The organism is Streptomyces lycii, assembly GCF_009735685.1.
Classification (GTDB): Bacteria; Actinomycetota; Actinomycetes; order Streptomycetales; family Streptomycetaceae; genus Streptomyces; species Streptomyces lycii.
Genome location: NZ_WHPN01000199.1, coordinates 1 through 22420 on the forward strand (window position 1 = coordinate 1; position 22420 = coordinate 22420).

21 protein-coding genes and 1 pseudogene are annotated in these 22420 nt (G+C 73.2%); 6 read left to right on the top strand and 16 right to left on the bottom strand.

The window, feature by feature from the left end; translation table 11 throughout:
• Positions 1 to 909: pseudogene (locus tag GCU69_RS08025) on the top strand (serine/threonine protein kinase); the annotation flags it as partial.
• Between the two features lie 20 nt (positions 910 to 929).
• Here GCU69_RS08025 and GCU69_RS08030 read toward each other — a convergent pair.
• The 4 genes from GCU69_RS08030 to GCU69_RS08045 form a co-directional block, all read right to left on the bottom strand.
• Positions 930 to 1226 (bottom strand): hypothetical protein, encoded by a 297-nt coding sequence (locus tag GCU69_RS08030; RefSeq protein WP_098752679.1) that lies wholly within the window; start codon positions 1224 to 1226, stop codon positions 930 to 932.
• Complete coding sequence (locus tag GCU69_RS08035; protein ID WP_098752680.1) at positions 1226 to 1633, bottom strand: hypothetical protein; 408 nt, start codon at positions 1631 to 1633, stop codon at positions 1226 to 1228. Before GCU69_RS08035 ends, GCU69_RS08030 begins: the two co-directional genes overlap by 1 nt.
• A 234-nt stretch (positions 1634 to 1867) precedes the next feature.
• Entirely contained in the window at positions 1868 to 2083 is a 216-nt protein-coding gene (locus GCU69_RS08040; protein WP_328629985.1) for a DUF397 domain-containing protein, read from the bottom strand.
• 3 nt (positions 2084 to 2086) lie between these two features.
• The gene (locus GCU69_RS08045; protein WP_156205516.1) at positions 2087 to 2944 is read right to left on the bottom strand and encodes a helix-turn-helix domain-containing protein; all 858 of its coding nucleotides are present in this window, start codon (positions 2942 to 2944) and stop codon (positions 2087 to 2089) included.
• A gap of 272 nt (positions 2945 to 3216) precedes the next feature.
• Between GCU69_RS08045 and GCU69_RS08050 the strand changes: the two genes are divergently transcribed.
• On the top strand, positions 3217 to 4674 hold the full coding sequence (locus GCU69_RS08050; RefSeq protein ID WP_098752683.1) for a basic amino acid/polyamine antiporter: 1458 nt from the start codon (positions 3217 to 3219) through the stop codon (positions 4672 to 4674).
• A gap of 60 nt (positions 4675 to 4734) precedes the next feature.
• Positions 4735 to 6048, top strand: a complete 1314-nt coding sequence (locus tag GCU69_RS08055; protein ID WP_156205517.1) for an arginine deiminase — start codon at positions 4735 to 4737, stop codon at positions 6046 to 6048.
• Positions 6049 to 6087: 39 nt separating this feature from the next.
• Here GCU69_RS08055 and GCU69_RS08060 read toward each other — a convergent pair whose 3' ends face one another.
• Positions 6088 to 7374, bottom strand: coding sequence for an adenylosuccinate synthase (locus GCU69_RS08060; protein ID WP_098752685.1), 1287 nt, complete (start codon positions 7372 to 7374; stop codon positions 6088 to 6090).
• A 175-nt stretch (positions 7375 to 7549) separates the two neighbouring features.
• On the opposite strand from GCU69_RS08060, the gene GCU69_RS08065 reads away from it, so the two are divergent.
• The gene (locus GCU69_RS08065; protein WP_098752686.1) at positions 7550 to 8479 is read left to right on the top strand and encodes a diacylglycerol kinase family protein; all 930 of its coding nucleotides are present in this window, start codon (positions 7550 to 7552) and stop codon (positions 8477 to 8479) included.
• A 146-nt stretch (positions 8480 to 8625) separates the two neighbouring features.
• Here GCU69_RS08065 and GCU69_RS08070 read toward each other — a convergent pair whose 3' ends face one another.
• Positions 8626 to 9225 carry a GbsR/MarR family transcriptional regulator gene (locus GCU69_RS08070; protein ID WP_235978313.1) on the bottom strand — a complete coding sequence of 200 codons (600 nt, stop codon included), beginning with the start codon at positions 9223 to 9225 and terminating at the stop codon, positions 8626 to 8628.
• Between the two features lie 92 nt (positions 9226 to 9317).
• Between GCU69_RS08070 and GCU69_RS08075 the strand changes: the two genes are divergently transcribed.
• Both GCU69_RS08075 and GCU69_RS08080 read left to right on the top strand, forming a co-directional pair.
• Positions 9318 to 10292, top strand: coding sequence for an ABC transporter ATP-binding protein (locus GCU69_RS08075; RefSeq protein ID WP_098752687.1), 975 nt, complete (start codon positions 9318 to 9320; stop codon positions 10290 to 10292).
• A complete protein-coding gene (locus GCU69_RS08080; RefSeq protein ID WP_156205518.1) occupies positions 10289 to 11947 on the top strand; it encodes an ABC transporter permease in 1659 nt (552 codons plus the stop codon). The genes GCU69_RS08075 and GCU69_RS08080 overlap by 4 nt, the downstream gene beginning before the upstream one ends.
• Positions 11948 to 12092: 145 nt before the next feature.
• Here GCU69_RS08080 and GCU69_RS08085 read toward each other — a convergent pair whose 3' ends face one another.
• The 10 genes from GCU69_RS08085 to fbaA form a co-directional block, all read right to left on the bottom strand.
• Positions 12093 to 12833 carry a hypothetical protein gene (locus tag GCU69_RS08085; protein WP_098752689.1) on the bottom strand — a complete coding sequence of 247 codons (741 nt, stop codon included), beginning with the start codon at positions 12831 to 12833 and terminating at the stop codon, positions 12093 to 12095.
• Positions 12823 to 13110, bottom strand: coding sequence for a hypothetical protein (locus tag GCU69_RS33530; RefSeq protein ID WP_235978315.1), 288 nt, complete (start codon positions 13108 to 13110; stop codon positions 12823 to 12825). Before GCU69_RS33530 ends, GCU69_RS08085 begins: the two co-directional genes overlap by 11 nt.
• A gap of 198 nt (positions 13111 to 13308) precedes the next feature.
• Complete coding sequence (locus GCU69_RS08095; RefSeq protein ID WP_156205519.1) at positions 13309 to 14652, bottom strand: cytochrome P450; 1344 nt, start codon at positions 14650 to 14652, stop codon at positions 13309 to 13311.
• Between the two features lie 62 nt (positions 14653 to 14714).
• The gene (locus GCU69_RS08100; RefSeq protein ID WP_156205520.1) at positions 14715 to 15479 is read right to left on the bottom strand and encodes a response regulator; all 765 of its coding nucleotides are present in this window, start codon (positions 15477 to 15479) and stop codon (positions 14715 to 14717) included.
• Positions 15476 to 16888, bottom strand: a complete 1413-nt coding sequence (locus GCU69_RS08105; RefSeq protein WP_156205521.1) for a sensor histidine kinase — start codon at positions 16886 to 16888, stop codon at positions 15476 to 15478. The genes GCU69_RS08100 and GCU69_RS08105 overlap by 4 nt, the downstream gene beginning before the upstream one ends.
• 131 nt (positions 16889 to 17019) lie before the next feature.
• Positions 17020 to 17895: an alpha/beta hydrolase family protein gene (locus GCU69_RS08110; protein WP_098752694.1), complete on the bottom strand. Its 876-nt coding sequence runs from the start codon at positions 17893 to 17895 to the stop codon at positions 17020 to 17022.
• Between the two features lie 3 nt (positions 17896 to 17898).
• A complete protein-coding gene (locus GCU69_RS08115; RefSeq protein ID WP_235978316.1) occupies positions 17899 to 19482 on the bottom strand; it encodes an aminotransferase class V-fold PLP-dependent enzyme in 1584 nt (527 codons plus the stop codon).
• Positions 19475 to 20338 (bottom strand): tryptophan 2,3-dioxygenase family protein, encoded by an 864-nt coding sequence (locus tag GCU69_RS08120; protein ID WP_098752695.1) that lies wholly within the window; start codon positions 20336 to 20338, stop codon positions 19475 to 19477. The genes GCU69_RS08115 and GCU69_RS08120 overlap by 8 nt, the downstream gene beginning before the upstream one ends.
• A gap of 248 nt (positions 20339 to 20586) precedes the next feature.
• A complete protein-coding gene (locus GCU69_RS08125) occupies positions 20587 to 21000 on the bottom strand; it encodes a DUF3151 domain-containing protein (protein WP_098752696.1) in 414 nt (137 codons plus the stop codon).
• A gap of 241 nt (positions 21001 to 21241) precedes the next feature.
• Entirely contained in the window at positions 21242 to 22264 is a 1023-nt protein-coding gene (gene fbaA / locus GCU69_RS08130) for a class II fructose-bisphosphate aldolase (RefSeq protein WP_156205522.1), read from the bottom strand.
• Positions 22265 to 22420 lie beyond the last annotated feature (156 nt).

Below are 22420 nucleotides of genomic sequence, written 5' to 3' on the forward strand. Positions count from 1 at the left end.
GGCCTCCCCGGCTTCCCGGGCACGTCCGGGCACCCGGGTCTGCCCGCACCGGCGACCGGCGGCTCCGCCCCGCACGGCGGACCCGGACTGCCGCCGCTCCCGGGGTCCGCCGCCGGTCCCGTACGTCCCGCCACCCCGCACCGCCCGGGCTCAGCACAGCCCGTGCCCCCCGCCGTCCCGGGGCAGCCCGCCGCACCGCCCGCCCCCGGCGCCCCCGACCCCGGGCCGCCGCCCCGGGCCGCCACCACACCGGGGCATCTGCCGCCGTACGCCCCGGCCTACGTGCCCCCGGACGGCTCCCGCCGCCACTGGCGTACGCCCCTGTTGGCCGCCGCGGCGGCCCTGGTCGTCGCGGTCGGCGGCGGAGCGGCCGTCTACGTCCTGCTGGACGACGGCTCACGCTCCCACCGGGCGCAACGGCCGCCCGCCGACGACAACCCCTGGGACGACGCCTCCCCGGGCCCGGGCACCGGAGCGGACCCGGACACCGGCGGCAGCACCCCGCCCGGCACCCCCTCGGACGGCGCACCCTCGGCCGGGGCCTCGGACGACCCGGCGGACGGTGCCGGGGACGGGGTGATTCCCGAGCCCTACCTGGGCACCTGGGAGACCGCCTTCGGCGCCGACGGCAGCGACGTCCGCCGCTTCACCCTCGTCCAGGGGGAGCAGGGCGACACCGTCTTCCGGATGGACGCCGACGGCACGGGCTACCACTGCGAGTTCAGCGCCGTGCTCAATTCCGCCGGACCGCCGGTCGAGTTGGGTCCCTCCGCGGTGGACGCGGGCGAACCGCTCAGCTCCTGCCGGCCGGGCCCGGTGACCACCCTGGAACGGACCTCCGACGGGCGGCTGATCCGCGTCTTCACCGACGGCAGCGGCGAACCGCTGACGTACACCAAGGTGGGCTGAGGACCGTGTGCGCGGCGGGCCTACGGGCCGTTCGGCCCGGACGGGCCCCGGGGGTCGAGGCAGTCCGGTGTGTACGCGGGCGAGTACGTCCCGGGGACGTCGTCCAGGGCGAAACACAGCTGGGCGTGCAGCAGTTCGGCCTCCGCCGGGGAGAGCCGCAGGGCCAGGTCGGCGTCGAACACACCGTCCCGCCGGAGCCAGAGCGGAATGATCAGGCTGCCGCCCGCGTCCCGCCGTACGGGCTGGCCGGGCACCCGGCTGATCCGCAGCCCGCGCCCCGCGCCGGGGTCACCGGCGACCGTGGTCGGCGTTCCCATCAGGCCGTCACCTCCAGGGCGCCCCTGCTCATGGCCCGGGTGCCGATGGTGTGCCCGCTGACGGCCCACGGGCCGGGATCGGCTCCGTACAGCGCGAGGGCGAGAGCGTCACGCCGCTCCTGTCGGCGCTCCTCCCGCTCGTGGGCGACGAGGTAGGGCCGGACCAGCGGGCCGGTGCCGTCGAGCACCGGCAGCGCGCCCCGGACGCCCCGCCGGTCCGCGACCGGCGGCCGGGAGTCCACGGCGCGACGCGGCGGGTCGGTCGCGCGCACGACCAGCCGCAAGCCGGTTGCGGTGAGGACACGCGCCCGCCCGGGGACGGCGCGCCGCCGCCCCGTGGCGGGAACGAGCTGCGCGATCACACGGTCGAGTGTCCGGAGGAGGGCAAGCCGGATACGGTAGGTCATGCTGACGCTCCTGGTTCTGGGTGGCGTTGGCCATGCCCCGGGGTGTTGCCGCACCGCCGGGGCACTCATGTCTTCGGCTCAACACGGATGCGTCCGGGTCGAGTTGTGAAGACGGTAGCGTCAATATGAGGCCAGAAACAACATGTTGCGTGAGGGCTGGCAAAGGTGGCATATGCCATATCGCCACGCAGCGGGTCGTGACCCGACAGGGGGACCCCTCAGCCCTGCGGCCCTTCAGTGGCCCGTAGCACTGTGGGATCGGTCGAACTGACCCTGCTTGGCACCTGCCACCAACGACCGCAGCGTCGCCGGGTTCACCGTGAGGACGACATCGGGCTCATCGCTCTCCCGCAGGAGAACGCCACCCCGGTGAGACGCGAGTTCCAGGCAGTTGCCGTCGGAATGCTCCGAGAACGAGGACTTGCGCCACTGCACTTCCATCCACCCCATGCCTCATACGTCCTGTGCCACTTCGTGGAGGAAGACCCGCGACCGTTGCGGGTCGAGAGCCCGTTCCTCCATACGGTCCAACACCGCACGGTAGTTCGCGAGATGGGTTTCGGCATCGGCGAACGTGGAGCCGAGTGAGTCCGTCTGCACGGTGTCGAGCTGCGGGACGGGCCCGTAGGCGTACAGAGTCGAACTCGCCGCCGACGGGTAGCCGCCCACCGCGAAGGGCAGGACGCGGAGTGTCACGTTGTCCCGTTCCGACTGTTCCAGCAGATGCGTCAGCTGGGTCCGCACCGTCTGCCTGCCGCCGAACCGCATGCGCAGCGCAGCCTCGTGAATGATGAACGTGCACTGCGGCGCCGCAGGCCCGTCAAGCACCCTGTTCCTCCTGAGCCGGAAGGCCAGCTTGCGCTCGAAATCACCGGCAGCCAGCGGCGGAACCTCTTCCTCGAACAGGGCTCGGGCGTAGGCCTCGTGCTGCAACAGCCCGGGCATGTGCGTGATCTGCGCGGCCCGTAGCGCGACGGCGTGGTGCTCCAGTTCGGCCAGATCGAGCAACGTGGAGACGAGCACGTCCCGGTACTCGTCCCACCAGTTCGCGGCGCCCGTCCGTCGCTCCCTCGCCATCTCAGCGAGGGCATCGACGTAAGCGGAGTCATGGCACGAGTAGTTGGCCGCCCAGACCCGCACCCGATCGGTGCTGACCCCGGAGCGTGCGGATTCCGTGTTGCTGACGGTGGTCCGGTCCGTACGGTGCAGCACCGCGGCCTCGTTGATCGTCAGCCCCACCCGCTCGCGCATCTTGCGCAACTCCGCACCCAGCCGCCGCTGCCGCTCGGTCGGAGGTTTCCTTACGGGCATCGGGCCCCCCTTCGTCTCCCGCTCACAGTTTGTACTGTCCCGGAGCCCGGTTGGACCAGGTCCGGCGGCCAGGTCCGGCGGGCCAGGTCGTCCGAGCGGGGACAGGTGCTCGCGCCCGGCGCACGCCGTAATACCGGCATAAGCTCTCTTAAAGGTTTATGTTGCATAAGCCGGTCATGATCCCGGCCGGTCCGGGGCTGAGAGCCGGGCGGCCGGAGCCCGCCGCCGGCAGCAGCCGAGTCCAGCTCGTCCAGCCCAGGAGCAGCAGCGGCATGAGCCACGCCGAGTCCCCGACCGCGTCCCCGACGGAGTCCCCCGCGGCCAAGCTCTCCCTGCTCACCCTGGCCGCGATGGTGGTCGGCTCGATGGTGGGCGCCGGGGTGTTCTCGCTGCCGAGCCGGTTCGCCGAGGAGACGGGGGTCGCCGGGGCGCTGATCGCCTGGACGGTCGCGGGCAGCGGCATGCTGATGCTCGCCTTCGTCTTCCAGAGCCTCGCCGTGCGGCGGCCGGACCTCGACGCCGGTGTGTACGCCTACGCGAAGGCCGGGTTCGGCGAGTACCTCGGCTTCTTCTCGGCCTTCGGCTACTGGGCCAGCGCCTGCGTCGGCAATGTGACGTACTGGGTGCTGATCATGTCGACCACCGGATCCGTGGTCCCGGCGCTGGGCGACGGCGGCACGCCGCTCGCCACGGTGCTGTCGTCGCTGGGCCTGTGGGCGTTCTTCCTGCTCGTGCGGCGCGGCGTCAAGGAAGCGGCGATGATCAACAGGATCGTCACCATCGCCAAGGTCGTCCCGATCCTGGTCTTCGTCGTCCTGGCGCTCTTCTTCTTCGACCCGGGCGTCTTCGCGGAGAACTTCGGCGGCGCGGACTACGCGGGCGGCCTGTTCGCCCAGGTGCGCGGCACCATGCTGGTCACGGTGTTCGTGTTCCTGGGTGTCGAGGGCGCCAGCGTCTACTCCCGGCACGCCCGGCGCCGCTCCGACGTCGGGCGGGCCACGGTGCTGGGCTTCCTCAGCGTCTTCGCCGTCTTCGCGTCGGTCACCGTCGTCTCGTACGGCATCCTGCCGATGGGCGAGATCGCGGAGCTGCGGCAGCCGTCGATGGCCGGGGTGCTGGAGGAGGCGGTCGGCACCTGGGGCCAGGTCTTCGTCAGCGTCGGGCTGATCGTGTCCGTCCTCGGCGCCTATCTGGCATGGACGCTGATGGCCGCCGAGGTGCTGTTCGTCGCGGCGAAGGACGACGACATGCCGCGCTTCCTGCGCGGTGCCTCGGCCGCCGACGTCCCCGTACCGGCGCTGCTGATGACCACGCTGATGGTGCAGGCGGTGCTCGTCGTCACGCTGTTCTCCGAGGACGCCTTCAACTTCGCGCTCAATCTGACCAGCGCGCTGACGCTGATCCCGTTCCTGCTGGCCGCCGCGTTCGCGCTGCGGATCGGGGTGCGGCCGGACGCCCGCACCGAAGGCGGCGGGCGCGGCCGGGGGCGCGAGATCGTGGTGGCGGCGCTGGCCTGCGCCTACACGGTCTTCCTGCTCTTCGCGGCCGGGCCGAAGTTCGTCCTCGTCTCCCTGATCGTCTACGCGCCCGCCACGCTGTTCTTCGTCAAGGCGCGGCGCGAGCAGGGCAGGCGCCTCTTCTCGCCCGGCGAACTCGTGATCTGCGCCGTGTCGGTCGCCGGGGCCGCCGCCGGGGTGACCTCCCTGGCCGCGGGCTGGATCAGCCTCTGAGCCGCGCGGCACCTCACCTCCCCCACCCCCTGTTCTTCGTGAGAAAGGCACTTCCCCGCCATGGCGCACGAACCCGGCAACGGCACCCCCGCACCGGCTCCCGAACGGTCCCCGGGGCCGCTCGGGGTGCACTCCGAGGTCGGCAGGCTCCGCAAGGTCCTCGTCTGCTCGCCCGGGCTCGCGCACCGCCGGCTGACCCCCCGCAACGCCTCCGAGCTGCTCTTCGACGACGTGATGTGGGTCGACAACGCCGAGCGCGACCACGCCGACTTCGTGGCACGGCTGCGCGAACACGGGGTCGAGGTGGTCGAGCTGCACGAGCTGCTCGCCGAGACCATGGCGATCCCCGAGGCCCGGTCCTGGCTGCTGGACCGCAAGATCGTGCCGAACGAGGTCGGGCTCGGGCTCGTCGACGGCACCCGCGCCTTCCTGGAGGGTCTGCCGCCGCGGCAGCTCGCCGAGTACCTGATCGGCGGACTCGCCACCTCGGACCTGCCCGGCGAGCACCGGCCCGGCTATGTCGCCCTCGCCCGGGAGGCGACCGGCATGCGCGAGTATCTGCTGCCGCCGCTGCCGAACACCCTCTACACCCGGGACACCACCTGCTGGCTGTACGGCGGCGTGACGCTCAATCCGCTGCACTTCCCGGTCCGGCACGGCGAGACGCTGCTGATGAAGGCCGTCTACCTGTTCCACCCGGACTTCGCCGGTTCGCGCGTGTGGTGGGGCGACCCCGATCTCGACTGGGGCCGGGCGACCTTCGAGGGCGGCGACATCATGCCCGTCGGCAACGGTGTCGTGCTGATGGGGCTGAGCGAACGCACCTCGCGGCAGGCGATCACCCAGGTCGCGGCCGCGCTGTTCGAGCACGGGGCGGCCCGGCACGTGGTCGTCGCCGGCATGCCCAAGCTGCGGTCCGCGATGCACCTCGACACCGTCTTCACCTTCGCCGACCGCGACGTCGTCACGCTCTACCCGAGGATCGTGGACGGCATCCACAGCTTCTCGCTGCGCCCCGGCGGCACATCCGGCGGCGGCGCCCCCGGCAGTGCGCCCGGGGTCGAGATCACCGACGAGGGCGGGCGGGCGTTCACCGACGTCGTCCGGGAGGCGCTGGGCCTGCGGGAGCTGCGGGTCATCGAGACCGGCGGCGACGTCTACGAGTCCGAGCGCCAGCAGTGGGACAGCGGCAACAACGCGGTGGCCGTGGAGCCCGGCGTGGTCTTCACCTACGACCGCAACACCCGCACCAACGCCCTGCTGCGCCGGGCCGGGATCGAGGTCCACACCATCGTCGGGGCGGAACTCGGCCGGGGCCGCGGCGGCGGGCACTGCATGACGTGCCCGCTCGTCCGCGACCCCGTCGACTTCTGACGGCGCCCCCGGCCGGCCGGGAGCCGCCCGGGTCCGGGATCAGCTCAGGAAGGAGTTGATCTCGATCGTCTCGGTCCGGCCCGGGCCGACACCGATCGCGGAGATCGGCGCGCCCGACATCTCCTCCAGCGCCTTCACGTAACGCTGCGCGTTCTTCGGCAGGTCCGCGAAGGTCTTCGCCTTGGTGATGTCCTCCGACCAGCCCGGCAGCATCTCGTACACCGGCTTGGCGTGGTGGAAGTCGGTCTGGCTGTACGGCAGCTCGGTGACCCGCTCGCCGTCGATCTCGTACGCGACACACACCGGGATCTGCTCCCAGCCGGTCAGCACGTCGAGCTTCGTCAGGAAGAAGTCGGTCAGGCCGTTGACCCGGGTCGCGTAGCGCGCGATCACCGCGTCGAACCAGCCGCAGCGCCGGTCGCGGCCGGTGGTCACGCCCCGCTCGCCGCCGATCGTGCGCAGCGCCTCGCCGTCCTCGTCGAACAGCTCGGTCGGGAACGGCCCGGCGCCGACCCGCGTCGTGTACGCCTTCAGGATGCCGATGACCCGGTTGATCTTCGTCGGGCCGACCCCGGCCCCGGTGCAGGCGCCGCCCGCGGTCGGGTTCGAGGAGGTCACGAACGGATACGTGCCGTGGTCGACGTCCAGCAGCGTGCCCTGGCCGCCCTCGAAGAGGACGACCTTGCCCGCGTCGATCGCGTCGTTGAGGACGAGGGTGGTGTCGGCGACATAGCCGCGCAGCTGGTCGGCGTAGCCCAGCAGTTCCTCGACGACCTGCTCGGTCGCGATGGCGCGCCGGTTGTAGAGCTTGGCCAGCACCTGGTTCTTGAAGTCGAGCGCCGCCTCGACCTTCTGGGTCAGGATCGACTCGTCGAAGAGGTCCTGCACCCGGATGCCGACCCGGTTGATCTTGTCGGCGTACGTCGGGCCGATGCCGCGGCCGGTGGTGCCGATCTTCCGCTTGCCGAGGAAGCGTTCCGTCACCTTGTCGACCGTCGTGTGGTACGGCGTGATCAGGTGCGCGTTACCGCTGAGCAGCAGCTTGGAGGTGTCGACGCCGCGCTGGTTCAGTCCGCTCAGCTCGGAGAGCAGGACCGCCGGGTCGACGACGACGCCGTTGCCGATGACCGGGGTACACCCCGGCGAGAGGATCCCGGAAGGGAGGAGATGCAGCGCGTACTTCTGGTCGCCGACGACGACCGTGTGGCCGGCGTTGTTGCCGCCCTGGTAGCGCACCACATAGTCCACGGAGCCACCGAGCAGGTCGGTGGCCTTTCCCTTGCCCTCGTCACCCCACTGAGCACCGAGCAGCACAAGTGCGGGCACAGGCGTACACCCCTTCCGGGCGGGGCATGTCCAACGTGCACGGCGGCGATCGCGCGCCGATACGCGGCGCGCGCCGTCACCAGAGCCGTCGAACCGGTGCCCCGGATAGACGAAGCCCCTGGCGCAACAGCGACAGGGGCTCTTGCACCGAGAGATTACCTGAGGAAGGACCGAGGTGTCGGCTCCAGCACCCGGCGGGCGCCCGCTGCTCGTCGTCATCGACCCGGTCGCCCGGCACAGCGACGCCGAATCCGTCCGCATCGTGCGCGATGTGCTCTGCGCCGGAGCGGCCGCGAAGATCTGCCTCCCGGACGGTCCCGGAGACCTCGCCCGGGCGCTCGCGCACCGCGGCAGACGGCGGCCGGTGATCGTCGGTGACGACCAGGCGCTGCGGCGTCTCGTCGGCCTGCTGCACCGGGAGCGCGGTACGCACGAGGCCGCGCTGTCGTACGTACCGGTCGGGGCCTCGGCGGCGGCCGTCGCGCTGGGCCGCGAGCTGGGGGTGCCGACCGGCCCGGTGGCGGCGGCGCGCGCGGTGCTGGATGGTACGGACCGGCGGCTGGACCTGCTGGTCGACGACAGCGACGGGATCGTCCTCGGCGGGCTCAGCATCCCCGGCACGGCGGGTGCAGCGGCGCGGCAGCCCTGGTGGGTGCCCACGCTGCGGGGCTGCCGGTCGCTGGTGCGCGGCCGTCGTACGGGCTCCGCCCCGGCGCCCGGCGACTCCGCGCCGCACCGGCTGCGGGTGGAGGCGGACGGGGTGCTGCTGGTCGATCTGGACCGGCCGGTGGAGGACGTGTCGGTGACGGTCTGCGCGCCGGGCGGCGCACCGTCGGGCGCGGGGGTGTGCACGCCGCGCGGCACGCCCGCGGACAGCGCGGTCCCGGCGCCGCGCGCCCATGTCGTCGTGCAGACCGCGGACGGCGACCGGGGCTCCGGGCCGCTCATGGCGCACGCCCGGGCCGTCACGGTCTCCGGGCCCGATTTCCACTACCGGGCGGACGCGGTGGTCGGCGGGCCGGTCCGTACGCGTACGTGGACGGTCCGGGCCGGCGCGCTGCGGCTGACACTGCCGAACCAGCCGTCCGCGACGCGCGGGGTCTGAGGCGGGGCGCGCGGGGCTTGAGGCGGGGCGTGCGGGTTCTGAGGCGTGACGCGCCGGTTCTGCGTGACGCGCGGGGCCTGAGGCGGGGCGCTGTGCGGGCCGCCCCGCGCTGCCGCGGGGATCCGGGTGGCGTGGCCCCGGTCCGGCTAGCGTTCCGGGCCGTCGCCCGGCCCCGTGCCGTTCCGCTCGCCCCCGCCGTCCTCGCCGTCCTCGCCGCCGGCGAGCCGCCCCTGTTCGCGCAGCCGGGCCCGGCGGACCGTCCAGCGGTCCATCATGGCCGCGGACTCGGCGTGCAGGAACTCGAAGAACGCCAGGGTCTCGTCGATCCGCTGCCCGGCCGCGGTGTCCTCGCCGAGCGCCTCGACGCCCGTGCGCATGGTGTCCACCCAGCGGGTGAGCACCTGGTTCCGGCGGCTGTACGTCTCGTACCACTGGTCGCTGTGCACCCGGTAGCGCTCGCGGCGGGAGCCGGGCTCGCGCTCCCGGCCGATGAGTCCCAGCTGGGTGAGGTAGCGCACGGCGCCGGAGACCGCGGCGGGGCTGATGTGCAGCCGTTCGCCCAGCTCGGCCGAGTTGAGGGCGCCGCTCTCGGAGGCCAGCAGGGCCGCGAAGACGCGGGCGGACATCCGGGTCATGCCGGCGTCCGTCAGCTCGGAGGCGAAGCGTTCGACGAACCGCGAGACGTCCTCCGGGTACGGGGACGGTGTCGGCTTCCCGGCCGGCTCCCCGGTCGGCTCATCTGTCACCGTCCGCACCCCTTTCCTTGATCATCGTGCGGCCAGAGTTTATACGCTTTCCTAACTTCACAATCTTGTGAAACCACAGTAGCTTCAGAAATATGACCACTGCAATCTCCGTCTCCGGGCTCCACAAGTCCTTCGGCCGGACCCGGGCACTCGACGGTCTCGACCTGACCGTCGACACCGGTGAGGTGCACGGCTTCCTCGGCCCCAACGGCGCCGGGAAGTCCACCACCATCCGGGTCCTGCTCGGGCTGCTGCGCGCCGACGGCGGCACCGCCCGGCTGCTGGGCAAGGACCCCTGGAACGACGCCGTCGAACTCCACCGCCGCCTCGCCTACGTCCCCGGCGACGTCGAGCTGTGGCCGAACCTCACCGGCGGCGAGGCCATCGACCTGCTCGCCCGGCTCCGCGGCGGTCTCGACAAGAAGCGCCGGGACGAGCTGATCGAGCGCTTCGACCTCGACCCGACCAAGAAGGGCCGCGCCTACTCCAAGGGCAACCGGCAGAAGGTCGCCATCGTCGCCGCCCTGGCCTCCGACGCGGAGCTGCTGCTGCTCGACGAGCCGACCGCGGGGCTCGACCCGCTGATGGAAGTCGTCTTCCAGGACGTGATCTTCCAGGCCAAGGCCGCGGGCAAGACCGTGCTGCTCTCCAGCCACATCCTGGCCCAGGTCGAGAAGCTCTGCGACCGCGTCAGCATCATCCGGCTCGGCCGCACCGTGCAGTCCGGCACGCTCGGCGAGATGCGCCACCTCACCCGGACGACCGTCGAGGCCGAGACCGAGCGCCCGGCCACCGGGCTGGAGGGGCTGCCCGGCGTGCACGACCTGCGCACCGACGGCCCGCGGGTGCGCTTCGCCGTCGACGGCAACCACCTCGACGGCGCGCTGCGCCTGCTCACCGAGTCCGGCGTCCGCTCCCTGACCAGCCACCCGCCGACGCTCGAAGAGCTGATGCTGCGCCACTACGGGGACGAACTCGCCGCGAACGGCCACCCGGCGCCCGGAGCGGAAACCGGCACCGCCACGGCCACCACCGGCGACACGCCCTCCGACGGAGCCGGTCGATGACCGCCGCCGCACCGCCCCGTACCCCGGCCGCCCCGGTCGCGCGCGGTACCGGCCGCGGCACCCTGGCCGGGACCGGCACCCTCATCCGGTTCGGGCTCCGCCGGGACCGGGTCCGGATCCCCGTATGGCTGCTCGCCCTGCTCCTCGGCACGGTGTCGACCGCGAACAGCCTCAGCACCCTCTACACGTCCGCGGCCGACCGCGCCTCGACCGCCGAGACCATGGGCAGCCCCGCCGGGCTCGCCACCTCCGGCCCGCGCCACTACCTCACGGACTACAACTTCGGCTCGATGATGGGCCACCAGATGCTCGGCTTCACTGCCGTGCTGGTCGGCCTGATGAGCGTGCTGATCATCTCCCGGCACACCCGCGCGGAGGAGGAGACCGGGCGCGCCGAGCTGCTCCGCTCCACCGTCGTCGGCCGCCATGCCCAGCTCGCCGCCGCCCTGTCCGTGGCCCTCGTCGCCAATGTCGCGCTCGCGCTGCTGCTCGCCGCCGGACTGTCCGGCCTCGGCATCGAGGGCATCGACGCCGGCGGTTCGCTCCTCTACGGCTTCGCGCACGCCGCCGTGGGCATGGTCTTCGCCGCCGTGGCCGCCGTCACCGTGCAGATCACGCCGTGGGCCCGGGGTGCCTCGGGCATGGCCCTCGCGGTGATCGGTGCCGCGTACGTGCTGCGCGCCGCCGGTGACGTCGGCAACGACTGGCTGTCCTGGATCTCCCCGATCGGCTGGGTCCAGCGGACCTACGTCTACCTCGACGACCGCTGGTGGCCGCTGCTGCTCGCCCTCGCCTTCGCCGCGGCCGCGGCCGCGGTCGCCTTCCCGCTCAGCACCCGGCGCGACGTGGGCGCCGGGCTGCGCCCGCAGCGGCTCGGCAGCCGCACGGCCTCCGGCCCGCTGACCCACCCCCTGGGCTTCGCGCTGCGGCTGCACCGCGGCATGCTGGCCGGCTTCGGCGCCGGGCTGCTGATGCTCGGCGCCGTGTACGGGTCCATCCTCGGCGACGCGGACGACCTGCTCGACGACATCGACCAGATCCAGGAGGCCCTGGCGGCCATGGGCGGAGCCTCGGTCACCGAGTCCTTCGCCGCGATGACCATGATCCCGGTCTCGGTCGTGGCCTCGGTGTACGTGGTGATGGCCGCCCTCCGCCCGCGCGCCGAGGAATCGGCCGGCCGGGCCGAACCCCTGCTCGCCACCGGGCTGTCCCGCACCCGCTGGGCGGGCAGCCACATCGTCGTGTCGCTGGCCGGCGGCACCGCGATGCTGCTGGCGGCCGGGCTGTCCTTCGGCCTCCTGGGCGCCGCGACGACCGGCGACGGCGGTCTCGTCCTCCGGCTGACGGGCGCGGCGCTGGCGTACGCCCCGGCGCTCTGGGTCACGACGGGCGTCGCGACGCTGCTCTTCGGCTGGTACCCGTCGGCCGTCACGGTGGCGTGGCTGGTCCCGGTGTACGGCTTCGTCGTCGGCTATCTGGGGCAGATGCTCCAGTTCCCCGACTGGCTGAACAACGTGTCCCCCTTCGGCCACGTCCCCCAGCTCCCGGCCGCGGACATGAACTGGACGCCGCTCGCGATCCTCACGCTGGTCGCGGCCGCCCTGATCTGGGCGGGCCTGGCGGGCTTCCGCCGACGGGATCTGGACCTGAAGTAACGGCTCCGGCCGGCCGGAGCAAGAGTCTGTCCCCGGGGGTCCGCCCCGCGGGGCGGACCCCGGCTCCGGCCGGTCCGAAGCCCCGGCCCTCAGCTCCGGCCACCGGCCGACCCGGCCGACGCCCCGGAGGCGGCCGGATCCGTCACTAGGGCCAGAAGAGCTTCACCGCATCAGGGGCCGGGCGGGGCCCGCGGACTTTGGGTGGTTCCACGAGATACCCCATGGCGCGCAAGACCTCGGCCGCGTCGTCGGGGGAGTCACGCACCGCCGACTTGAGCTGGAGCCGGCGCCACTCGTGAAGATGGTCCCGGATCACGTTCCGCCATCCCGGCACGACGTCGACGGCGAACTCGCGGTGCAGAAACAGCAGGACGTCCTCCAGGGCCGGCCGCATCCGGTGGCCGCCGACCGGCAGGTGCATCTCCGACAACCGGGGAAGCTTCCGCCGCTTGAGCCCCTGCTTCGGCCGACCTGCCTCGGCCAGCCTCAGGAGGTAGGCCATTTCGTCCCGGTGAGCGTGGACCTGAATGTGCGCGCCCGGCGGTTCGTTGCTGCCGCGTACGTACTCGAAGCGCAGGAGCGGGTCGGGGGTCCGGTCGTAGAACAGCTTGATGTCCGCCTGGTCCGTGGCGAGAAACGTGCTGGAGCCGTCCCAGCAGCAGTAGTAGCAGACGAGGAGACTCAGACACGGTTCGCCGTTGATGCTGATCGGGATGCGGCGACTGCGTTCATCGGCCTTTATCGGTGCGACGCGCAGCCTGTGACCGGTCTCGATCGCATGAAAACGCGGAGAGTCCTCACCGAGGACACCCCGCGTCAACAGCGTCAGCTTGTCGGCGAACTCCGTCGCCAGAACGTCCAGGGAGGCAGGCTCGTCACGAGTCACCCGAGAGAAGGTAGTCCAAGCCTTCAATCGTGTGCCAAACGTCCAGCTCGTCCATGCTCAGGCTGTATGTGGCGGCCCGCTCCCGGAGTTGCTCGTACGACATGTTGACCTCCGCGAGCAGGCGTTCGCGTTGCTCCATGAGCTCGTCTCGCGTTCGGTGAATCACGGTGGGCATCGCACGCTCCTCATCGTCGATGGCCTTAGTGAAGCAGCAGCGACTGACAACCATCACCGACCCCCTGGGGATGTCACTCGTGCGGACTATCTCAGGCTTCATACCCGCCCGGCGCCCCTCCAGGCAGACCCACCGGACCCGGCCCCGTGAGGCGCTTCCCGGGGCCAACCGCTCGGGTACGCGCGGCAGATGGCGCTGGGACCGGGCGGCTGGGCGGCAGGGCGGCAGGGCGCGATTCTCGCAGACCGCCGGGCGCGCCGAATACTTTGTCCACAGCCTGTGGACAAAAAGCGGCGACCCTCAGAGCCCGACGTGCAGTTCGCGCAGGCCGCGGATCACGTAGCCCGGCTGCCACGCGGGCTCGGCGGTGAGCCGCAGCCCCGGTGCCCGGCGCAGCAACGCCCCGAAGGAGGCCGCCAGTTCCAGCCGGGCGAGCGGGGCGCCGAGGCAGTAGTGGATGCCGCCGCCGAAGCCGAGGTGCGGGTTGTCCGCCCGGGCCAGGTCCAGGCGGTCCGGGGCCCGGAAGCGGGCGGGGTCGCGGTTGGCGGAGCCGAGGAGCAGCGCGACCTCCGAGCCGCGCGGGACGACGGTGCCGCCGATCTCGATGTCCTCCAGCACCCAGCGCTCGAACATCTGGAGCGGGGTGTCGTAGCGCAGCAACTCCTCGACGGCGGTGGGCAGCAGGGCGTCCGGTTCCGCACGGAGCCGGGCGAGCTGCTCCGGGTCACGGAACAGGGCGAGCCAGCCGTTGCCGGTGGCGTTGACGCTCGCCTCGTGACCGGCGTTGAGCAGCAGGGCACAGGTGGAGACCATCTCCTGTTCGGTGAGCCGGTCGCCGGAACCACCCCGCGCTCCGGACGCGCCGCCCGCCCCTGCGCCTTCATCCGCCCCGGCGCCGCCAGCCGCCCCCGCTCCGCCGCCCGCCCCCGCGCCGCCGTCGTCGTCCTGTACGGCGATCAGCGCGCTGATCAGGTCGTCCGACGGCGCGGCACGGCGTTCGGCGATCAGACCGCGGAGGTACGCGGAGAACTCGGCGGCGGCCCGCTCCGCACGCTCCGCCGTCCCCGGGTCCGGCTCCTTGCCCGGGACCATCTCGAACATCCCCACGATCGCTGCCGACCACGGCCGCAGCAGCCCCCGGTCGGCGAGCGGCACCCCCAGCATCTCGGCGATCACCGCGACCGGCAGCGGCTCCGCGATCCGGGCGATCAGGTCCCCGCCGCCCGCCTCGCACAGCTCATCGACCAGACCGGCGGCCAGCCGCTCCACCGTCGGCCGGAGCCGCTCCACGGTGCGGGGCGTGAAGGCCCTCGACACCAGCCGGCGGATGCGCGTGTGGTCCGGGGGCTCCAGTTCGAGCAGCCCGGAGCCGTTGAGGGCGTGGAACATCCGGTGGCCCGGCGGAGGCGGCCGCTGCCCGAACTCCTCGTGGGAGAAGCGGTGCAGATACGTGCGGCCCAGCCGGCGGTCGCGCAGCAGATGGGTCACGTCGTCGTGGTGCGGGACGAGCCACTGCCCGGTCGGCTCGAACCACACCACCCTGTCCGCGCGGCTCCGTTCCCGCAGGGCGGCGTAGGCCGGGTAGGGATCGGCGACGAAGTCGGGCGACCACGGGGCGAAATCGGCTGCGGCGGCTGCGGTCATGAGCCGACGTTAGTCGGCCCGGCCGGCCGGGAGGGAGAGGCGGGCGGCCGCGCCCCGGCCGGTCACCCGCCCGCTCCCGGACCGGGCGGTCCGGCACCGCCCGGGGTGACCAGCCCGATCTCGTAGGCGAAGACCGCCGCCTGGGTGCGGTCGCGCAGGCCGAGCTTCACCAGGACCCGGCTGACGTGGGTCTTCACCGTCGCCTCGGAGACGACGAGACGGGTCGCGATCTCACCGTTCGACAGTCCCTGCGCGATCAGCGACAGCACCTCCGTCTCCCGCTCCGTCAGTTCCCGGATGCGGTCCGTGCGCGGCGCCCGCGGGGCGCCGAGCCGGGTGAACTCCGCGAGCAGCCGCTTGGTGACGGTCGGTGCCAGCAGCGCGTCGCCCGCCGCGACGATCCGTACCGCGTCGGCGAGCTGGCGGGCCGAGGCGTCCTTGAGCAGAAAGCCGCTGGCGCCCGCGCGCAGCGCCTCGTAGACGTACTCGTCGAGGTCGAAGGTGGTCAGGATGAGCACGCGCGGGCCGGAATCCTCCTCGCGCTCCCGGGCGATGCGGCGGGTGGCCTCCAGACCGTTCATCCCGGGCATGCGGATGTCCATCAGCACCACGTCCGGGCGCAGGGCGGCGGCTCTGCTGACGGCCTGGTGACCGTCGACGGCGTCGCCCACGACCTCGATGCCGGGCTGGGCACCGAGCAGCACGGAGAAGCCCTCACGGACCATGGACTGGTCGTCGGCGATCAGCACCCGGACGGGGCCGGGCCCGCCGTCCCTGGTGGCGTCCGTGCCGGGGCCGGTCGCGCCGGGGCCGGTCGTGCCGGTCATGCCGTCTCCTCCGGGTCCTTGCCGAGGCTGACCGCGCCGCCACGGGTGCCACCGGTGCCACCGCCGCCGTCCGGCCGGTCCGGGTGGTCCGCCGGGCCGGCGGGCAGGAACGCGGCCACCTCGTAGCCGCCGTCCTCGGTCGGCCCGGCGGCCAGTTCGCCGCCCAGCATCGTCGCGCGCTCCCGCATCCCCGTCACCCCGTGCCCCATGCCGGGCGACGGCTGCGCCTCGGCCGTCGGCGCGGTGTTGACGATGCGCAGGCCGACCCCGGTCAGCACGTACGACACCTCGACCCGCACCTGCGAACCGGGGGCGTGCCGCAGCGCGTTGCTCAGCGCCTCCTGCACGATCCTGTACGCGGACAGCTCCACGCCCTGCGGAAGCGGCCGCTGCGCCCCGGTGCGCGCCACCTCCACGGGCAGCCCCACGTCCCGTACGCCCTGGACGAGGTCGTCCAGCCGGGAGAGGTCCGGCTGCGGCGCGTCGGGCGCGTCGAACGCCTCCGCGCCCTCGAAGCGCAGCACCCCGAGCACCCGGCGCAGCTCCGACAGCGCCGCGACCGCGCTCTCCCGTATCAGGGCGAAGCTGCGCGTCAGTTCCCCGGGCGGGTCCTCCACCCGGTACGGAGCCGCCTCCGCCTGGATCGCGATGACCGACATGTGGTGCGCGACGACGTCGTGCAGCTCACGGGCGATCCGGGCGCGCTCCTCCAGCAGGGTGTGCCGGCCGCGCACGTCGGCGACCAGGGTCTCCTGCTCGGCGACCTGGCCGCGCGCCAGCCACCAGCCGCGTACGGCGACGGCGGTGCCGAGGAAGCAGGCGGTGATGAACGACACCATCGGGACGACGACGAAGTCGTTGGGATTGCCCGCGGAGACCGCGAGGCCCACGACCACGGTCGAGACGACCCACATCTCGACCGCCACCCGGGGCCTGGACCGCAGCGTGACCAGGATCATCACGGCCATCAGCCCGATCGTGCCCGGGCCCGGATAGGTCAGACAGGCCAGCGCCGTGGTGCCGAGCGACAGCCACCAGGCGCCGACCGGCCGGAGCAGCACCATGCCGACGGGCAGGGTCTGGGACACCGCGTAGAACCCCGCGATCAGCGGCGGCTGGTGCCAGTCGGCGGCCGCCGCCTCGGCCAGCGCGAGGATCACGGCGAAAACGATGACGACCGCGTGCGGCAGCCAGCGCACGCCCGCCCGGGCCAGTCTCGGCCAGCGGCGCAGCCGCTCCCGGCCGATCGGCGGCAGCGGGCGGAACCGCCACGCGTCGACGAGCAGGTCCTCGCGGAAGTGGTGCCACGCGACACCCGCGAGGCGGGACTCCGTCCAGTCCTCGTACCGGGATCCGGTCGCCGTTCGGGAGGTGTGCGCTGTGTCGTGCCCGGTCTTCGTCTCTCTCACAACCGGAACGCTACGCAGCCCGGGGCGGCGTGTCGTCACCGTTGCTGCCGACTTCCGGGGGTCCGACTTGAGGATGACAGGAGGACGGGCCCGCCCCGGGCCCGTCACCCGGCCCGCCTTCGGCCGGGACCTCACGCCGGCCGGGGTGCTCCCCGCAGGGCGGCCAGCAGGTCCGCGTAGGGGCCGGTCGCCACCCGGGCCGGGGTGAGGGCCGCGAAGTGCCCGGTGCCGGGCTGTTCCCACAGGGTGACGTCGCCACCGGCCCGGCGGGCGGCCTCCGCGTAGGCGCGGGACAGTGTCGGCGGCACGTCCGGGTCGTCCGTGCCGTGCAGCAGCGTGACCGGCACGGCGGGCGGCGGCAGCCGCAGGGGGTCCACCAGCGGCAGCAGTTCCGCCACGGCGTCCGGGCCGCCCAGCAGCCCGGCCACGGCACCGTCGCTGAGGCCGAGCGCGTGGGCCCGTCCGAGATCGGCGACGGGGGCCACGGCCACGACGCGGTCGAAGGCGGGCGGGTCGTCCCTACGGTTCCGCTGCGCCGCCCGCGCCGCCGCCCACAGGGCGAGGTGTCCGCCCGCCGAGTGCCCGAGCAGCACATGGGGCCCGCCGGGCGGCACCGCGTTCCCGCCCGGCGGGCCGTCGTCCCGCGCGGGCGCGGCCGCCCGCCCGGAGCCGGTCCCCGCCCATGCCGTCGCGACCAGCCGCTCGACGTCCTCGAAGGTCGCCGGCCAGCCGCCACCGCCACCGACCCGGCGGTACTCGGCGAGCGCCACCGCCATGCCCTCCCGGGCCAGGGCGGCGGCGAGCGGCGACACATGGGTGCGGTCGTACGCCTCGCGCCAGTAGCCGCCGTGCAGGATCGTGACCCGGGGCCGGGCCGGGTCCGGGCGGAGGCCGCCGTCCGGCAGATAGTGGTCGACGACCTGGGACGGGTGCCCCCCGTACCGCGTGGTGCGGTCGGGGGGCTCCGCCGCCAGGGCGAGCAGCGCCGTCTCCTCCGCCCGTGACACCCGTCAGTCCCCGGCCGGACCGGCGGAGGCCCCGGGCTCCGCGGCCGGTGCCCGCCGCTCGTGCTCCGCCAGGACGTCCGCCAGCACCCGGGCCGCCCGTTCCGTGTCGGCGAAGCCGACGTACAGCGGCGTGAAGCCGAAACGGAGGACGTCCGGGCGGCGGAAGTCGCCGACGACGCCGCGCGCGACCAGCTCCCGCATGACCTCGCCCGCGTCGGGGCAGCGCAGCGCGATCTGACTGCCGCGCTCGGCGTACGCGGCCGGGGTCACCGACTCGACGCGGCCCTCCGGCACGTACGCCGCGACGCACTCCAGGAAGAAGTCCGTCAGCGCCAGGCTCTTGGCCCGTACGTCCTCGACCGACACCCCGTCCCACACGTCGAGCGCGGCTTCGAGCGCCAGCAGCGACAGGATGTCCGGCGTGCCGACCCTGCCCCGGGCGGCGCCGTCTGCGGCCGTGTAGGACGGGGCCATGCCGAACGGGTCGGCGTGCGAGTTCCAGCCCGGCAGCGGCGAGTCGAAGCGGGGCTGGAGGTCGCGGCGCACGTACAGGAAGGCCGGGGAGCCCGGCCCGCCGTTGAGGTACTTGTACGTGCAGCCCACGGCCAGGTCGACACCGTGCTCGTCCAGCCCGACGGGCAGGGCGCCCGCGCTGTGGCACAGGTCCCAGACGACGACGGCCCCGGCGGCGTGCGCGGCGGCGGTGACACCGGGCAGGTCGTGCAGCCGCCCGGTGCGGTAGTCGACGTGGTTGGCCAGCGCGGCGGCCGTGCGCGGGCCGAAGGCCGCCGCCATCCCGCCCGGCGGCACGGCACGGATGCGGCAGCCGGTCATGCGGGCGGCCGACTCGGCGATGTACCCGTCGGTGGGGAAGGTCGCGGCGTCGACGAGGATCTCGTCCCGCAGCGGTACGGAGCCGCCGGGGAAGCTCTCCGCGCCGATGCCGCCGGGGCCCGCGGGACCGGCGCCGGACGGCCCCTGCTGGGCGATCCGGACGGCCGCGACGACGGCCTTGAAGACGTTGACGCTCGTGGAGTCGCCGACGACGACCTGGCCCGGGGCCGCACCGACCAGCGGGGCGATCCGGTCGCCGATCCGCTCCGGCGCGGACCACCAGCCGCTCTCCTCCCAGGACCGGATGCGCAGCCGCCCCCACTGGTGGCCGACGACCTCCGCCAGCACGTCCGGGACGTGCGCGGGGAGGGCGCCGAGGGAGTTGCCGTCGAGATAGACGGGCGCCACGGCCGTACGTCCGGTGCCGGGGCCGGTGCCGGTGCCGGTGCCGGTGTCGGTGCCGGTGCCGGTGTCGGTGCCGGTGTTGGTGTTGGTGTTGGTCTCGGTGTTGGTGTTGGTGTTGGTCTCGGTGTTGGTGTTGGTGTTGGTCTCGGTGCCGGTGCCGGTGCGCACGGCCGCCGTGTCGCCGGCCGCCGGTGCGCTCTCCAGCACGAAGCGGTCCCGCAGCTTCGCCAGCGGATCGGCCGCGTCGAGCCGCGCGGCGCGCGCCGCGAGTCCGGCCGCACGGTCCGCCGGGAGCCCGGGTACGGGCGCGGGCACGGGCTTCGAGTGGTGGGTCACGGGCTCAGACATGGCTGCGCGCCGTCCACAGCTCGGGGAAGACGTTGTGCCGGGCGCGCTTCTCCAGCCAGGAGACGCCGGGGGAGCCGCCGGTGCCCGTCTTGGCGCCCATCGCGCGCCGGGTCGCCACCAGGTGGTCGTTGCGCCAGCGCCACACCAGCTCGGCGACCTCGGTCAGGGCCTCGCCGAGCCGCACCAGCTCGTCCTCCTGGGAGCCGGCGTAGATCCGCTGCCAGACCTCTTCGACGGCCGGGTCCGGTTCGTACCGGAGCGTGGCGTCGCGGTCGAGCACGGCGGCGGGCACGGCGTGGCCGCGCCGGGCGAGGAACCGCAGCACCTCGTCGTAGAGGCTCGGCTCGTGGAGCGCCTTCTCCAGCTCGGCGTGCACGCGCGGCGCGCCCCGGTGCGGGACCAGCATGGACGCGGACTTCTCACCGAGCAGGAACTCCAGCCGCCGGTACATCGCGGACTGGAAGCCGGAGCCCTCGCCGAGCGCGCCGCGGTAGGAGTTGAACTGGACCGGGGTGAGGTGCGCCAGCGGCTGCCAGGAGGCGTTGAGCGACTGGAGTTCGTACGTGGAGCGCTTGAGGGCGGCCATCGCGACCGGCAGGTCGTCCCGGCGCAGCGCGCCCGCGGCGGTCTGCCACTCGTGGACGATCACGGTGAACCACAGCTCCATGACCTGGGTGGTGACCAGGAAGACCATCTCCCCGGGGTCGTCGGAGAGCGGGTGCTGGAGGTGGGTGAGGACGTCGGCCTGCACATAGTCCTCGTACGGGGTGGTGCCCGCGAAGTCCAGGTTCGGGGTGTCCGCGTCATGGGTGGACGCGGCCTGGGCGGCTTCGGAGGCAGGGGGGTGTTGCGACATCAGTGTCTCCTCGATGCGTGTTCCCGGGTAGCGGTCCGCTCCTTCCTGTCCGGCATCGGAGCCCCGGTCCCCTCTCGGGTCCGCCTCGCGCACGGTCGGTGCAGCTCGGCGGCCCTGTGCGCATCATCCGTGGCCGACGCGGGATACGGCAAGGGCCGACCGCGTGACGCGGCCGGCCCGGGTGGTGCTGTGTGGTGTTGCGCGGTGCTGCGTGTGCCGGGACGCCCTGGGGCGCCCTGCCGTGCAGCTCAGGTGAGGGTGTCCGCCGCGGTCGGGGACGACTCGCGGAGGAAGGTGCTGCACCGCTCGTACTCCTCGTCCTCACCGATCGCCTGGGCGGCGCGGGCGAGGGCGTGCAGGGCACGCAGGAAGCCGCGGTTGGGCTCGTGCTCGAACGGCACCGGGCCGTGGCCCTTCCAGCCGCTGCGGCGCAGCGCGTCGAGCCCGCGGTGGTAGCCGGTCCGGGCGTACGCGTACGACTCGACGACGCGCCCGCCCTCGAAGGCGTCGTCGGCGAGCTGGGCCCAGGCCAGGGAGGACGCCGGGTACTTCGCGGCGACCTCGGCCGGGGCCGCACCGGAGGCGAGCAGTTCGCGCGGCTCCGGGTCGTCGGGCAGATGGGTCGGGGGCGGTCCCCCGAGGAGGTTCTCGTGTGTGGCCATGGTGTCCAGTCTGCCTGTCCCCCGCCGGGATCGGACGGGTGCGCGTACGCACCGATCCGCACCGTGTGCGGGTGTGTTCTCAGGGTGAGATGGGCCGGGCCGCCGGCTGCCGGCGGTGGTCCGGCCGGGGACGGCGAGACCCGGCAGCTCGGCGGCTTTCACCGGAAGGTGCCGGGTCTCGCGGAGGCGTCCGGGGCGGGCGGCCGGGCCGCGCGGGCCCGGTCCTCCGCCGCCGGGCGCCCTACTTGAGCTTGGTGCCGGTGGAGCGCAGGTTGGCGCAGGCCTCGGTGACGCGCTTCGCCATGCCCGCCTCGGCGAGCTTGCCCCAGCTGCGCGGGTCGTAGGTCTTCTTGTTGCCGACCTCGCCGTCGATCTTCAGCACGCCGTCGTAGTTGCGGAACATGTGGTCCGCGACGGGGCGGGTGAAGGCGTACTGGGTGTCGGTGTCGAGGTTCATCTTCACGACACCGTTCTCCAGCGCGGTGCGGATCTCCTCCTCGGTGGAGCCGGAACCGCCGTGGAAGACGAAGTCGAACGGGTCGGTCTTGCCGGACTTCGCGGCGATCCCGTCCTGGAGTTCGCGGAGCAGGTCCGGGCGGAGGACGACGTTGCCCGGCTTGTAGACGCCGTGCACGTTGCCGAAGGAGGCGGCCAGCAGGTAGCGGCCGTTCTCGCCCAGGCCCAGCGCCTCGGCGGTGCGCTCGACGTCGGAGACGGTGGTGTAGAGCTCGTCGTTGATCTCGTGCGAGACGCCGTCCTCCTCACCGCCGGTCGGAGTGATCTCGACCTCGAGGATGATCTTCGCCTTGACGGCCTCGGCGAGCAGCTCCCGGGCGATGGCGAGGTTCTCGTCGAGGACCTCGGCCGAGCCGTCCCACATGTGGGACTGGAACAGCGGCGTGCGGCCGGCGGCGACCCGCTCCTGGGAGACCTTGAGCAGCGGGCGGACGTAGCCGTCGAGCTTGTCCTTCGGGCAGTGGTCGGTGTGCAGCGCGATGTTCACCGGGTACTTGTCGGCGACGATGTGCGCGAACTCCGCCAGCGCGACCGCGCCGGACACCATGTCCTTGCTGTACTGGCCACCGAGGAACTCCGCACCACCGGTGGAGATCTGGACGATGCCGTCGCTCTCGGCCTCGGCGAAGCCGCGCAGGGCCGCGTGCAGGGTCTGGGTCGAGGTCACGTTGATGGCCGGGTAGGCGAACTTGCCTGCCTTCGCCCGGTCGAGCATCTCGTTGTAGACCTCGGGGGTTGCGATGGGCATCTATCGGCTCCTTGTGAATGTGCCGGTATACGAGTAGGCCCTGACCTAGGGGCGACGTCATCGTCGGGGGCCATCTTCCCAGATACGGCCGCGGGCTCCACCCCGCCTGCCCGGGCGGGGCGGAGCCGAGGGCGGGGAGTGCCGGGGAGTGCCGGG

Bases quoted from the DNA above. Each gene is read 5' to 3' on its own strand.
- GCU69_RS08030 (WP_098752679.1), bottom strand. From the start codon at position 1,226: ATGGGAACGCCGACCACGGTCGCCGGTGACCCCGGCGCGGGGCGCGGG.
- GCU69_RS08035 (WP_098752680.1), bottom strand. From the start codon at position 1,633: ATGACCTACCGTATCCGGCTTGCCCTCCTCCGGACACTCGACCGTGTG.
- GCU69_RS08045 (WP_156205516.1), bottom strand. From the start codon at position 2,944: ATGCCCGTAAGGAAACCTCCGACCGAGCGGCAGCGGCGGCTGGGTGCG.
- fbaA (WP_156205522.1), bottom strand. From the start codon at position 22,264: ATGCCCATCGCAACCCCCGAGGTCTACAACGAGATGCTCGACCGGGCG.
- GCU69_RS08050 (WP_098752683.1), top strand. From the start codon at position 3,217: ATGAGCCACGCCGAGTCCCCGACCGCGTCCCCGACGGAGTCCCCCGCG.
- GCU69_RS08040 (WP_328629985.1), bottom strand. From the start codon at position 2,083: ATGGGGTGGATGGAAGTGCAGTGGCGCAAGTCCTCGTTCTCGGAGCAT.
- GCU69_RS08100 (WP_156205520.1), bottom strand. From the start codon at position 15,479: ATGACCGGCACGACCGGCCCCGGCGCGACCGGCCCCGGCACGGACGCC.
- GCU69_RS08095 (WP_156205519.1), bottom strand. From the start codon at position 14,652: ATGACCGCAGCCGCCGCAGCCGATTTCGCCCCGTGGTCGCCCGACTTC.
- GCU69_RS33530 (WP_235978315.1), bottom strand. From the start codon at position 13,110: ATGAAGCCTGAGATAGTCCGCACGAGTGACATCCCCAGGGGGTCGGTG.
- GCU69_RS08120 (WP_098752695.1), bottom strand. From the start codon at position 20,338: ATGTCGCAACACCCCCCTGCCTCCGAAGCCGCCCAGGCCGCGTCCACC.
- GCU69_RS08075 (WP_098752687.1), top strand. From the start codon at position 9,318: ATGACCACTGCAATCTCCGTCTCCGGGCTCCACAAGTCCTTCGGCCGG.
- GCU69_RS08080 (WP_156205518.1), top strand. From the start codon at position 10,289: ATGACCGCCGCCGCACCGCCCCGTACCCCGGCCGCCCCGGTCGCGCGC.
- GCU69_RS08125 (WP_098752696.1), bottom strand. From the start codon at position 21,000: ATGGCCACACACGAGAACCTCCTCGGGGGACCGCCCCCGACCCATCTG.
- GCU69_RS08115 (WP_235978316.1), bottom strand. From the start codon at position 19,482: ATGTCTGAGCCCGTGACCCACCACTCGAAGCCCGTGCCCGCGCCCGTA.
- GCU69_RS08055 (WP_156205517.1), top strand. From the start codon at position 4,735: ATGGCGCACGAACCCGGCAACGGCACCCCCGCACCGGCTCCCGAACGG.